This is a genomic window from Pseudomonas sp. PAMC 26793, from assembly GCF_000313235.1.
In the GTDB taxonomy this organism is placed as follows: domain Bacteria; phylum Pseudomonadota; class Gammaproteobacteria; order Pseudomonadales; family Pseudomonadaceae; genus Aquipseudomonas; species Aquipseudomonas yamanorum.
The window spans coordinates 13,476-28,094 of record NZ_AMXG01000052.1 but is presented as its reverse complement, the minus strand read 5'-3'; the positions used below and the strand labels follow the sequence as shown (position 1 = coordinate 28,094).

Annotated in this window: 5 protein-coding genes; 4 read left to right on the top strand and 1 reads right to left on the bottom strand. The window is 61.7% G+C overall.

Features of this window, described 5'->3' with window-relative positions:
* On the bottom strand, positions 1-5,858 hold a 5,858-nt coding region (locus D109_RS0127810; RefSeq protein ID WP_017479787.1), incomplete at its 3' end, for a non-ribosomal peptide synthetase.
* Positions 5,859-6,345: 487 nt separating this feature from the next.
* Between D109_RS0127810 and D109_RS0127805 the strand changes: the two genes are divergently transcribed.
* The 4 genes from D109_RS0127805 (at position 6,346) to D109_RS0127790 (ending at position 14,563) form a co-directional block, all read left to right on the top strand.
* On the top strand, positions 6,346-7,140 hold the full coding sequence (locus D109_RS0127805) for a helix-turn-helix transcriptional regulator (protein ID WP_017479786.1): 795 nt from the start codon (positions 6,346-6,348) through the stop codon (positions 7,138-7,140).
* A complete protein-coding gene (locus tag D109_RS0127800) occupies positions 7,140-8,570 on the top strand; it encodes an efflux transporter outer membrane subunit (RefSeq protein ID WP_017479785.1) in 1,431 nt (476 codons plus the stop codon). Before D109_RS0127805 ends, D109_RS0127800 begins: the two co-directional genes overlap by 1 nt.
* A 118-nt stretch (positions 8,571-8,688) precedes the next feature.
* Positions 8,689-9,840 (top strand): hypothetical protein, encoded by a 1,152-nt coding sequence (locus D109_RS0127795; RefSeq protein ID WP_017479784.1) that lies wholly within the window; start codon positions 8,689-8,691, stop codon positions 9,838-9,840.
* Entirely contained in the window at positions 9,830-14,563 is a 4,734-nt protein-coding gene (locus D109_RS0127790; RefSeq protein WP_081585409.1) for a DNA topoisomerase, read from the top strand. Before D109_RS0127795 ends, D109_RS0127790 begins: the two co-directional genes overlap by 11 nt.
* Positions 14,564-14,619: the final 56 nt, after the last annotated feature.

Here is a 14,619-nt window from a genome sequence, read left to right as displayed (position 1 = left end):
ACCATGTAACTGCGCAACGCCTCAAGCCCCGGCACCGCATCACGCACGGTGAAATACGCCACCAACCGCTCATCCCGAATCAACACCGCCACCTCCCGCAATGCAGGATGCGCCGCCAACCGCGCCTCAACCTCCCCCAGCTCCAGCCGCACCCCACGCAGCTTCACCTGAAAGTCATTACGCCCCAGAAACTCCAGATTCCCATCCGGCAAATACCGCACCAGATCCCCGGTGCGATACAACCGATCCCCCGCCACAAACGGACTATCGATAAACCGCTCCGCCGTCATCTGCGCCAACCCCAGATACCCGCGAGCCACGCCCACCCCACCGATATGCAACTGCCCACTGCACCCCAGCGGCACCGGCCGGTCATGCTCGTCCAGCACATACAACCGGGTATTGCTGATCGCCCGCCCAATCGGCAACTGCAACGCAGGCACCGGCGCGCCCGGCTCCAGGGTCCAGGCGCTGCTGTCCACCGTCGCCTCGGTCGGCCCATAAACGTTGTGCAAACGCACCCCGGGCAACCGCGCCTGAACCCCACGAGCCAGGGCTTCGGTCAACTCGCCGCCGCCGCATAAGACGTCGGTCAGGCTGGTGCAGTAAGCGGACTCCTCCAGCTCCAGAAACTGCTGCAACATCGCCGGCACAAACTTGATCACGCTGATCTGTTGCTCACGAATCACCTGCGCCAGGTACGCCGGCTCACGGTGCCCATCGGGACGCGCCAGGACCAGGCGCATGCCATTGGTCAACGGCCAGAACAGCTCCCACACCGAACCGTCAAAACTGAACGGTGCCCGCTGCAACAACGCGCCACCCTCGGCATTCGGGCACAGTTGCGAACCCCAGTGCATCAAGTTACCCAGGCCGCGATGTTCGATCATCACGCCTTTGGGCGTGCCCGTGGAGCCGGAGGTGTACATCACGTACGCCAGGTTGCCGACGCTCAACCCCGGCACCAGCGGGTTGCCTTCGGGCGCGTGCTGCCAGGCGCAGTGGTCGAAGTCGATCACCGGTATCGACACCTCCCCTGGCAAATCGCGGGTCGCGCCGTGTACCAGCAACGCCACCGGCGCGCTGTCTTGCAGCATGTAGGCGAGACGTTCGCGGGGGTAGCCCGGGTCCAGCGGCACATAGGCGCCGCCCGCCTTGAGGATCGCCAACAAGCCCACCACCAGGTCCAACCCGCGCTCGACACACAGCGCCACCCGCGAATCCGGCTGCACGCCACGCTCGCGCAGGTGATAGGCCAGGCGGTTGGCGCGTTCGTTGAGCTGGCGATAGGTCAGCTGTTGCTCACCGGCCTGCACCGCCACTGCATGGGGGGTGTGCCGGGCATGGGCTTCGAACAGGGCGTGGACGGTCTGGTCCGCGGGGTAGTCGGTTTCGCTGGCGTTGAAGTCCACCAGTTGCTGTTGCAGTTCGGTCGCGGGCAGCACCTGCACGTCGAACAGCGGCGCTTCGGGCGTCTCCACCAATCCCGTCAGCACCGTGCCGAGGTAGTCCAGCAGGCGCTGGGCACCGACCTTGCGGGGCGCCTTGGCCTTGAGCCGGAAACCGCTGGCCAGGTCATCCACCGTCAGCATCAGCGGGTAGCTGAGGATGTCTTCGCTGCTCAGCAATTCGATGCCGGGCTGCAGCTCCTGGAGTGCCTCGGCCGAGGCATGCCGGTAATTCAGCAGGCTGTTGAACAGCGGCGTGACGCCGCTGCAACGCTGGGCCAACGCCAGGGAGGCTTGCTCATGGGCGAGCAAGGCGCTGAGTTGCTGCTGCGTCTGCTTGATCGCCTCACGCACCGTTAACCCGGCCAGGCGCACCCGCAGCGGCAAGGTGTTGATGAACATGCCCAGGGCACGGTCGGCGCCCTCACCGGCCTGCAAACGTCCCAGCAGCACCGTACCGAAGACCACATCGTCACGGCCCGAGACGCGACCCAATACCTGGGCCCAGGCCAGATGAAACAGGCTCGCCGCACTGACACCCAAGGTGCGCGCCTGCTCACGCAGCCACTGGCCGAGCGCGTCGGGGAGCAGCATATCGGCCTCCTCGGTCCCGTGGCGATCCGCCTGGCGCTCCTGCAAACCGAAGGCCAGGGTTGGCTCATCGACATCCGCCAGCCGCTCGCGGAAGAACGCTTCGTGTGCGGCCTGACGCTGCGGTGAGCGGGTCTGGGCGACCACATTGCGATAGGGCACCGGCTCCGGCAGTTGGTGTTGCTGGCCGAGCAGATGTGCCTGGATTTCCGCCATCAGTACTTGCGTCGATGTGGCATCGTTCACCAGGTGATGGAAACGCAGCATGCCCACCCAACGGCGGTTCTGCGGGTCTTCGGCGTAATCCAGGGCCATCAGCGGCGCCTTGCGCAAGTCCAGTGGCCGCTGGCGTTCGCGCAGTTGATCGAGGATTGAATCCCCCTGAAGGGCCACTGGTTCCACGTCCAGAAGCGCCTTGCGCCACACCACTTGCATCGGTTGCTCGATGGCATCCCACGCCAGGCTGGTGCGCAGGATGTCATGGCGGTCGATCACCTGTTGCAGTGCCTGGGCGAAGGCATCCAGCTGTTCACGGCAAGCAAAACTGAACATCGCGTGCTGCTGGTACGGATCGCGTTCGTCGGTGATGTGGTGATAGAGCAAGCCCTCCTGCAACGGCGCCAGCGGGTAGATCTCCTGCACATTGGCGGCCCCACCGGGGATGGCGGCGACGATGCGCTCGATCGTCGGCGGGTCCAGCTCGGCCAGCACCAGCAGGCCCGGAGTGATCAATGTGCAACCGGCAGGAACACGGTTGGCCGGCACCTCAAGCTCGATGCCCTGGCCGACCGCTGCCGCCAGCGCGGCCAATGTCGGTTGACCGAACAGCACCTGCACGTCCGCCTGCAACCCGGCCTGGCGCATGCGCTGCACCAGTTGCACCGCCAATAACGAATGGCCACCCAACTCGAAGAAATGGTCATGCCGACCTACTTGCTCGACGTGCAACACGTCGGCCCAGATCTGCGCCAGGGTGATTTCCGTGGCGCCTTGGGGGGCTTCGTAGACGCGGCTGACAAACGCATCGGCACCGGGTGCCGGCAAGGCCTTGCGGTCGAGCTTGCCGTTGGCGGTCAGGGGCAACGCGTCCAGTTTTACGTAGGCCTGCGGCACCATGTAATCCGGCAAGCGGGATTTAAGATGGGCACGAAGCGGGTCAATCGCTACCGGCGCGTGCTCGGTGTACCAGGCCAGGAGCTGCCCCTCACGCACCAGGACCACCGCTTCAGTGACACCGTCATAACCCGCCAGGGCGGATTCGATTTCGCCCAGTTCGATACGCACGCCGCGGATTTTTACCTGGTCGTCGTTGCGCCCCAGGTATTCGAGATTGCCGTCCGGCAGCCAGCGCGCCAGGTCGCCGGTGCGGTACATGCGGCCCGGGTTGAAGGGATCATCAAGGAAACGCTCGGCAGTCATTTCCGGACGGTTCAAATAGCCTCGCGCCACGCCTTTACCGCCGACGTACAACTCGCCCTCGATGCCGATGGGCACCGGCCGCTGCTGGTCATCCAGCAGATAGGCCGTGGCATTTGCGATGGGCTTGCCGATGTGCAGCGGCTGCCCGACCTCAACCAGGCCAGAGGTGGCAACTACGGTGGCTTCCGTGGGACCGTAGTTGTTGATCACCGCGAAACTGCGTGCCTTGTTGAACTGGCGCAGGCGGTCGCCACCAATCAGCAAGGTGCGCAGGGTCGGGTGTTCGAGGTTCTGGCTGAAGGCGTACTCGGCCACCGGCGTGGGCAGGAAGCACACGTCCAGCGGCTGAGCGCGCCACCACTCAAGCAGTGCGTCGATGTCTTCGGCACCGTCGTGGGCCGGCGGCAGGTGCAAGGTCGCCCCCACGCACAACGCCGGCCACACTTCCCAGGCCATGGCGTCAAACCCGAATCCGGCAACGCTGGCGGTATGGCTGCCCGCGTGCAAGTCGAAGGCCTGGCAATGCCAGTCCACCAGATTGGCCACGGTGTGGTGTTCCACCATCACGCCCTTGGGCAAGCCGGTGGAGCCCGAGGTGTAGATCACATAGGCGAGATTGGCGGGCGTCATCGCTACTTGTGGGTTGCTCGCCAACTGCGCCGTGGCGTGATCCAGATTGATCACCGGCACGCTCAATGCCGGCAAGCGTGGGAGCAGATCGGTCTGCGTCAGCACCGCCACCGGCGCGCTGTCATCGAGCAGGTAGTTCAGCCGCTCGGCGGGATGGGCCGGGTCCACCGGCACATAACAAGCGCCGGACTTGAGTACCCCCAGCAACCCCACCAGCGTCTCCAGGCCACGCCGGGCGACGATCGCCACACGGTCGTCAGGCTTTATCCCCAGCACCAACAGCTGATGCGCCAGGGCATTGGCCCGTTGATTCAACTCGGCGTAGCTCAGTCGCCGGCCCTGGTACACCGCAGCTACCGCATGCGGGGTCAACGCGGCCTGGGTTTCGATGCGCCCGTGCAGGGTTTGCGCGGCCGGGTAAGCTTGGGCAGTGGCGTTCCAGCGTTGCAACTGCGCGGTTTCCTCAGGCGTTATCAATGAGAAATCAGCCAGGGGCCGCGCCGGACTTTCCAGACCTTGCTCCAGCAGATACACCAGGCGTTCGGCCAGGGCCTGCACCTCGTGCTGCTGGAAATACGCCTCGTTGTAGACGCAGTGCAGGCACGCCGTGTCGTGGTAGCGATTGCTGCGCAGGTGAATCGCAAGCGGCAATGGCTCATGGTGGTTGGAGACTTTGATCGCCCGGGCCGATGCCTGGCCGTAGCGAAATTCATGGTCGTCCTGTTCATAGGACACCGACAGGTCGAACAGCTGGCCACGGTTGGCGCTCAGCAAACCCAACTCGCGATTCATCTCGCTCAGGGGGAAACGTTGATGCCGGAAATCCTGCTTGAGTTGGTCGCGCACGCCACGCACCAGGGCACTGAAAGGCAGGTCGTCGCGGAACTGCAAGCGCACGGCACTGACCTGGGTAAACAGCCCCAGGGTCGAACGGAATCGCGCGTTGGAACGGTTGAGAATCGGCAGCCCAAGCACACACTCCTGGCGCTGGGCAGTACGGCTGAAGTACAGGTACAGCGCGGCCAATAACACATGGAACGCCGACGCCTGGTAATGGTTCGCCATCCGCGTCATGCGGTTGAGCAACGTTGCCGGAAACGGTGCCACACAGGTGTTGCTCGGTGTCTGGCCCTTGGCATGGTAACGGGGCGTCAGCAGCGGCTCGGGCAGCGCCTGGTATTTGTCCAGCCAGTAGCTGCGGTCCCGGGCGTAACGGGCCGACTCGCGATAGCGTTCATCGTTGTCGATGAAGTCGATATAGGACGGCGCCGACAGGTCCGGTTGCCGGCCTTGCTCCAGGGCGCTGTAGATACCCGCAAGGGATTGCAGCATCTGGCCGAAACCCCAGCCGTCGAGAATCAAGTGATGGGCCTGGGTGCCGAGGCGGTAATGCTGCTCATCGAGCTTGACCAGGAAGAAGCGGAACAAGGGCTCGTCGAGCAGCGCGTAGGCCCGGGCCATTTGCGCCTGCAACAACGCCTCGGCCGCCGCCTCGGGATCGGGCTGCCGCGAGACGTCATGCTGCGGCAGCGACACCACCATCGCCTCGGCAAACGCCTGCCGAGGCAAGCCATCGGCCGCCACCTGCAACACCGTACGCAACGCGTCGTGCTTGGCCACCAGTTGCTCAATAGCCCGCTGGATCAATGCGGGATTCATCGGGCCTGTGAGGTCAACATAGCCGCCGATGTTGTACAGCGGCGAGTCACCGAGGCGCAGTTGGTCCAGCCAGATATCCCGCTGGGCGGCGGTCAGGGGGAAAAGCGTCATAAGATCCTTCTCATGTGAGGTGTCGATAAGGCGCACAACGCCCCATTGAGGCGAAATCAACGGGATTTAAGCATCGCCCCGGCGGACCGTATGTCACCCGAAACCCGGACAGCCAGGTACCGCGCCGGGGTTGGCTGATGGTTCAGTGCTGAATCGATTAAATGGCTGTAGGAAATTGGCTATCCCTGGCCGCTGCCTGACAGCCAAGCATTTTCATATAAATCAATAAAAACGTTTTATATCAACTAGTTAATAGACTCTAAAACACCCTTCCTGTGCGGCCCCACCTTATTTGTCCGTCAGAAATGACGAAATAATGGCGCGTTTTTTATGGCAGGTTGTGTCCCTCGTTTCCGCTACATACGTAGGACAAATCCCCGTGGCTAAATGAAGCCTCGAGCACCGACCCAGGTTCAAGGAGAACGGGAGGCCTGCACACGGACGGGGGCAACCGTCGACGGTTTTCGACATCAAGGATGAGATGGCTATGAGTCTGACCAGCAGTATTCGAAATATGGAAAGTCCACATTTTTATTTCGAGTTGGGGGAATTGATTTCCAGCACAGGCACTGAACACTTCGCAGCGAACATGCTGCAACTGGTCAACAAGCTGGTACCGGTTCACCTGGTGGACCTCAGTGAATGGACCCTCGACGAGCACCAGGCCTGCGTGCTCGATATCAAGTTACTCGGCAGCGATGGGTTGAAGCAGGACTTGCCACCACCGCGCACCCTGCATCACCGCGACGATCATCCGCTGCTGAAAAAAATGCTCGGCATGAACGACCCGCTGTTGATCCAGATGAATGCCAAGGCCAACAGCACCCATGCCCGGGGCACTTCCCATCAGTGCAACCTGGTCTCGCGCCAGGCCAATCGGCGGTGCGTGATTTCGTTCTATCGGCCCCACACCCAACGCGCCTTCTCCCTGGCGGAGTTGTCGTTTCTCAAGAGCCTTTCGGAAACCTTGCTACCGTTGATCGAGCGCCATGCGCAGATCAATCGACAGGCAGCCCTGGTGGCGCCCGAGCCCTCTAAAACCCTGTTGGAGCAGTCGCAATTGCAGCGCGAATTCTATAAACGCCTGTCACTCAGTGACATCACCTTATCGGCGCGGGAACAGGAAGTGTGCCTGGGATTGTTGACCGGCGGAACCGTGCCGCAGATGGCCGAGAAACTCAGCGTAAAAAACAGCTCCATCGAAACCTACCTCAAGCGCGCGGCGGCCAAACTGGGCGTGAGTGGCCGGCATGGCCTGGCCAAATGGATGGTTGGCGCGTGATGAAAAAACTGATGCTCGGCGTGGCGTGTGTGCTTGGCGGTTGTTCACTGATCCCGGACTATCAGCGCCCCGAGGCGCCAACGCCCGCGCAATACCCGGTGTACAACGCGGACCGGGTGGGCCCATCGGCCGCCGGGCCCGACTGGCAGCAACTGTTCCGTGACCCGGTGATGCGGCAGTTGATTGGCCAGGCACTGGTGAATAACCGTGACCTGCGGGTGGCGGCGCTGAATGTCGAAGCGTTCCAGGCGCAATACCGCATCCAGCGTGCGGACCTGTTCCCGGCGGTGTCTGCCACGGGTGCCGAAAACCGGCAGAAAGTCCCACGGCGCGCCACGGGCACCGGCAAATCGGCGATCACCTCCACCTACTCCGCAACGCTGGGTGTGAGTGCCTATGAGCTGGATTTTTTCGGCCGCGTGCGCAGCCTCAGTGAACAGGCGATGCTGCAATACCTGGCCACCGAAGAAGCCCGGCGCAGTGCACAACTGAGCCTGGTGGCCAACGTGGCCAACGCCTACCTGACCTGGCGCGCTGATCAGGAATTGCTGGCCCTGGCTCAGCAGACGCTGGCTTCGGACGAACACAGCCTGCGCCTGACCTCCCGCAGCAAAACGGCAGGCAAGGCGTCGTCGATCGATGTGATCCAGGCCCAGACCAGCGTCGAGAGCACGCGAGCAAGCATTGCCCGCTACCAGCGCCAGGTGGCCCAGGATCTCAACAGCCTGGCGCTGCTGGTGGGCGGCCCGGTGCCGGATTCTCTGCCGGCACAGCCGCTGTCCGCCGACCTGGTGGCCCGCGTGCCAGCCGGGTTACCGTCGGACCTGCTGCAACGGCGGCCGGATATTGTCCAGGCCGAGTATCAGCTTCAAGCGGCCAACGCCAATATTGGCGCGGCGCGGGCGGCGTTTTTTCCTTCGGTTACGCTGACGGCCAATGCGGGCACCTCCAGCAAGGATCTGTCGGGATTGTTCCAGGGGGGGTCGGGGAGTTGGGCGTTTCAGCCGCAGATCAATCTGCCGATCTTTAATGCGGGGAGTCTGAGGGCCAGCCTGGATTACGCGAAGATTCAGAAGAACATCTTTGTCGCGCAGTATGAGAAGTCGATTCAGACGGCGTTTCAGGAGGTCTCGAATGGGCTGGCGGCGCGCCAGACGTATAACGAGCAACTGGCGGCGCAGCGGGATTTTGTGCGGGCCAACCAGAAGTATTACGACTTGGCGCAGCACCGGTATCGCAGTGGGGTGGACAGTAATCTGGTGTTTCTGGATGCGCAGCGGTCGTTGTTCAGTTCACAGCAGGCGTTGATTGTGGATCGATTGGCGCAGTTGGTGGCGGAGGTGAATTTGTATACGGCGTTGGGTGGGGGGTGGGATCTGACGCCGGCTACGTACTCCAGCCTACGTGAGGGGGCTCCCCATGCCTTGTGAGACATTTCGGAAAGCCCCCAACAAGGTGGAATCATAGTGCCATTATCGGTAAGGTAGCCGCCTTCACCTCCCAGGCCCGCCCGGGACAATCATGGAATGATGAGCGGCTACCCCCTCTATGGCTGAAAAATCACTGACGGTCACTGTGCGTATCAACGCATGGAAAGTCGCAAAAAACGGTAACCGCTACGGCGTTGCCGAAGTGCTGTCACCTGGTATCTCCGTCGAAAAGGTCATGTACTACATCGACACCCATGGTTGGGAACCGCCACTGGGTGAAGAATTCACGTGCTTGATCAGCGAAAAAAAATCGTGGTGGCAAGTCATCGGTTTTCCGCCAGACCCCGAAGACGAAGCAACCGAGGTTGTGCTGAGCGGAGTGTGTGAGAGCAGCCATGGCAAATATAAGGATCAGGTATGGCACCTACGCGTCGCCAGCGAAACTGATGATCCAGACTTTATGGCGACCCTCTCACAGCCGTTACTCAAAGAGGCAGGCCTGCTCGATATAGAGCCGGGTGCACACGTGCACTTTGAAGCACTGAAAAGTCGCCGAACCTGCACCGTCAGCAAAATTCTCTCGCCCACGGCCCATGACGCCTTCGACCCTGGGGAACAGATCGCCTTTGTCCGGTTCGATTGGCCCAACACCAACGTGCAAGCTGGCGCTGCGAAGATTTTTTCCGACAAAGCAAAGGTCTGGCTTGAGCTCAGGCTTGAGGCTGACCTTCTCAAGCGCTGCGGTATAGAGGCTTTGTCACGCGCCGAGGGACCTTGGCCGGCCAGCCTAAATGCCAGCCACAGGCTGATCGAGCAGTGGCAAAGCACATTGCGCGAGGGGGACCCGGAGCAGGTCCAGGCGCTGAAAATCGATCGACTGCAGGTCACTGTCCGGCCCTACAAGACGACAACAAGCGTCGGTATAAACCTCGAAAAACTGCTTGCTCCGCTGCAGATACGCCACCCGTTTTCACCCGATGAAGTCATCGACTGGGTAGACGCAATTACCTGCGACATTCAACCGGCGAAGAAGAAAAAAACCACATCCCCTGACTTCAAAGTGACGTTCAAGATCAAGGATCCGCGCCTGGGACGGGGCGAGGTTTCCGGTAACTTTTTCCTCCAGAGCACGACCGCCGCAGACCTCAAGACAGGTGTGCCTTGTGTCGTTGATCTTGCCGCCTACACCAACAAGGCCGGGCAACCCATCTGGACTGTCAATCAGCTGCATCGCTCGCAGCCCTTACTGCAGAACATCAATGAAGACTGAAGGCGTTATCAGCAAATTCCTGCAATGGCTCGTCAACGGAACAGCGCCTTCGGCAACGCCGACTGCCCAACCTGAGTCGGCCCCTCAGCCGCCGCGCCACAAACCAACCGCCGCGTATGTCGCCTCGACACCTGCTCCTGCCGCACCCACCGCCGTTCCTGTTTTCTCCAGATGCCCGCCCGTCTTGCCTGAACAGTTGACCACCTACTGGCGCGAGGCACTGGATTACACCGAGTTCTCTGCCCTCAACCCGGCGTTCGAAAAGGTCGAGCCGGTGCTCCTCACGGTACCGTTGGAGGAAGTGATTGAACTGGCGACGGTCCTGGAGTCGTCCGGCCGCAAGGCACCCAAGACGCAGAACGTCAACGTGGTGTTGTGCCTGAGTGTGCCCTCGCAACAGCCCACCAAACCCAAACGCTGCCACCCGTTGATGGCCGTACCGGCCATCCTTGCCGAAGGCGAGCTGCTGGCCCACCGCGCTGACTCGGCCCCAGTCCTCAATCCCAGCTATCTAAGCCCCCGACAAGGCAAGGACTGCTTCACCTATGCCGAAAGCGACAAGGGCAACACCCAGCTTTACAAAGCACTCAAGGAGATGGCTGGCGAACCTGGGCTGCAGCTCGGCTGGCAAATCTGGTGGGAAACCTGCGTCGGTGCCCTCTATAAAATGATGGCTCTTCCTGCTGGCCGTACCCCGCTCGAACACCTCGCCGACCTGACAGGCGAACAAGCCCCATGGGAACTTCGCGCCTTCGTATTCGAGGCCAAGGGTGGCGGGTCCGAAGGTATCAAAAACGTATACAGCACGCTGCTCAACACCCATGCAGACAGTCTGCCAGCACTGTATCTGCGCCTGTGCGGCACAGAACAGGCACGCTATGTGGAGAAGATGCCGGCCAGTTTCGCCGATAACCTGGTGGGACACATCGACGAATGCGAGGGCCCCCAGCACCTTCGTCCATTGTTTCCACTGGACGATACCCAGCGCACCGCCGTCCTCACTATCGCCAATTTGCCCGAAGGTGGCATTCAAACGGTCAATGGTCCCCCGGGCAGCGGCAAAACCTCGATGCTGCGCGCGGTGGTGGCAAGCCGCTGGGTGACGGCGGCCCTCAACAGGCAACCATGCCCGATCATCGTGGCCTGTGGTGCGACCAACCAGTCAGTCACGAACGTGATCGGAGCATTCGGTAATGCCCCGCATCCCGATGACAGCTTGCGCTATGCGCAGCGGTGGATCCCGGACCTGCCCAGCTATGGCGGATTCCTACCCTCCTCCTCTTACCTCAAGGACCCAAAAAACAAGGCCGATATTGCACGTTTCATCTGCCTGAAAAGAGACGGTTCTACCGGCTTCCCCTACAGCTTCGTCGAACGGGTGAATGTGCTTGATCCGGGACGTGCGCTGGACTACGAAGAGCACTACATGGCCTGTGCCCGGCGAACCTTGGACGTGCCGACTCTGGTGCGGCTGGAGGATACGGTCACCGCCGTTCACCAAGCGCTGCGCGGGGTCGAGGCACAACGTCAGAACTTCTCGCGCCTGCTGCTGAGCGGCTCGCAGGAAGAATGGCAAGGCCCTTTGGATCAGGCCCTGGGACGCAGTCAACACGCCTGGCCTGAACAACGCCGAAAGCAGGTTGCCAGTCTGCGCGCACTCCTGCTGGCCAACCCACTGGACCTGGCAGCCCGCGAAGGCCTGATGGACCTGGTCTGGCGCGCCGAAGCCTTCCACTGGGCTGCCCGGTACTGGGAGGGCGAGTTCCTGCTGGCGCAACGTACCCGCTTGCTGAGCCGCCACCCAAAAAATGTGGAGGAAGGCCTGCGGCGTCTGTGCATGCTCCTGCCGTGCCTTGTTTCGACGCTGCACAGTGTGCCCAATTACTGTCATATCGATGCCGATCCACACGGTGGAAAAAAACTGACCCACTCCCTCGGCCTCATCGATCTGCTGGTGATCGACGAAGCGGGCCAGGCGACTCCGGAGCTGGCGGGTGCCGCGTTTGCCCTGGCACGCCGCGCTGCCGTGGTGGGCGATTTGAAACAACTGCCGCCCATCTGGAACAACACCGACCTCAGTGAACTGGCGCTCGCCATCGGCGCCGGTGCAGGGGATGTACTCGAAGGCATCAGGGCCTCGAGACGTTCAGTCGCCAACGGCAGCACACTGGGCATGGCCCGGCTGTTGTCCGAATGGCGCGCCGAGAAAGATCTCGGCGTGTCATTGAGTTACCACTACCGCTGCAAACCCAGCATCATCGGTTACTGCAACCTGCTCAGTTACGATGGGCTGCTCAAGACCCGAACCCAAGAGGCGGTGGAGTTTCCTGAACCTTCGATGGGCTGGGTTTCGGTGGACAAGTTACCGATCCGGTTCGGCGGCTCATACCGCAACGAAGCCGAAGCCGCCGAAATCATCGATTGGGTCGTGGAACGTTGGCCTGTGTGGCAACAACACAAGGACACCCAAGGCAAGCCGCTCTCAGAAACGGTTGCACTGATTACCGCCTACCGTCCGCAAGCCAACCTGCTCCGTGCCCGCCTGGACAAGACGCTGGACCAACTGCGCAGCCGAGCCCCCAACGACTGGCCAAGCGCCGAGGACGTGGAAAAAGTCACGATCGGCACCGTGCACCAACTTCAGGGGGCGGAACGTCCTATCGTCTGTTTCAGCCTGGTTGAAGGCCCCGAGCAGGCCGCCAACAGTTTTATTGATCGAGACAGCTCGATGCTGAACGTAGGCGTTTCTCGCGCCAAACGCTCGTTCATCATTTTTGCCAACCCTGACCGCCTCTTCCCGGAACCGGTACGCGCTTATGCCAGGCAAGCGGATACACCGGCCAGTGAACGGGCAGCCTTCACCCCGACTCACCAGTTGGGTGCCTACCTGCTGGGCTGCCCACAGGCGCAAGCGCTTTACCCCAAACAGCTGGTGTTGATTGAAGCCCACGGGAAGAAAAACACCCTCGAACAAATACTCGGCAAACAGTCTGCCGTGTGTGCAACAGCCGGAGCCCTGTTCAGCTTGCCGCTGGGCAGCGGAGTCGATGTGCACGCCGGTTTCGTACCGCGCCCCGTGCCTCAGGACAATGCCCAGGACTTCCTGCTCGCCGCCAGCAAAGCGCTGGCCGTCGTCGATCATGTGGTGATCGCTACCGATGATGACCGGATGGGCGAATACATCGCCTGGCAAGCACAGCGCTTGCTCGCCCATCAATTGAACGGCAAGACCCTCGACCGTGTACGCCTGGGTGCCGTCACCCGCCAGGCCGTCCTTGCAGCGCTGTCGGCTCCCGTTCAGTTGGATGAAGCAAAAGTGCTTGCCGAAGCGGTCCGCGAAGTAGTCGACTGTCTGATCTCCGAACGACTGAAACTGACCGTCGGTGCGCACCTGCCTCATGTCGCTCCCGACACCCTCAAGCCGTTCATGGACGCTCAAGCCTGCAAGCCCGGAAAAATCGCCACTGGCGCTGCACCGGGTCGTGTGCAGGCCGCCATTTTGCGCCTGATGCTGGAGGAGGCCCGCGGCGTCATTGCGCAGAAAGACAAAAAGCGTATCTGGGCGGTATTCAAGGTCGGTGACCAGGCGTTCCACGCGCGCCTGGTAGACCAGGCGGAGGAACGTGATACCACCGACGGCCACAATGTCGAGATGCTTCTGCGCCGGCTCAAAGGCCAGCCAGCCACCCTGCTGGGCAACCCGCGCAAGATCACGGAGCGTGTCCCCGTCCCTTCGGCAGATACCCTTTCGATCATGGTCGAAGCATGGCAGCGCTACAAACTTGCCCCCTGGGACACCATGCAGGCACTGCAAGCGCTGTACGACGGCTCCTGGTCCGACAGTGCCACCCTTGGAGCCGGCACCGCAACCTTTCTGGACCCCAGCAGCCCCATCACGCCGCCTTATACCGGCGCCGGTCACCCACCGGTGACGCCGCTGGACGCCGTACTCGAACCGCAGATTATCGCCAGCGTCATGGCCAATCGAGACTGGACATCGGTCTACCAGATCATCTGGGACCGTTACTACGCCGGGCTGGGCGAAGACAAGACCGTGGTCTCGATGACACTGGAGATGACATTGCCGCCCATCGGCAAGCAAAAGCGCCAGTTCCTCCTGCGTTTCAACGATGAAGCGTGTGTCGACGGCAATGAACGAGAACAGGCGCTGCTCATTCACATCCCCGACCGCAACCGGCACAACAATCCGGACCAACTGGCCGCTGCCTGGCGCCAGTTGTCTCAGGTGGAGCCTGAGTACCAGGTCGAAGCAGCCGCGCAGTGGACACTCTCCTACGACAGCCTTCTGCGGAGCATGCAGTTGCACCAGATCGGGAGACCCTCTACCTACGCCAGCACACTGAAAAAAATGGTTGATAACCGGCTCATTACGCAACCCGTCGACAGTGGCGTCGTTCGCCTTACGGCCACGGGACTGGCTACGGCACTGATATTGGAGCAGCACGAGGCTGTGCTGTCGGCGCCGCACTTTACGCGAAAACTCTCCGATGAACTGGCACAGATCGAATCGGGAGAAAAAGCACCGGCGCAGGTGCTCGGCCGACTGATTCCGGACCTGCTTCCCGACTGCCCGGACCCTGTGGCGTTAACGGCGCGCATCTGGAATTCCTTGGGGGAGCTGGAACAGGCCATGGCTCAAGACAGCCCGGTAGCCTATGCCGGTGGGCTGATCGGCTCGCGTAACAGCACCGACCCATCATGAGTGGAGGACTGACAAGCTACCCCCGGACCGGAGGCAGTGGCGGTGGCCAGTCATAT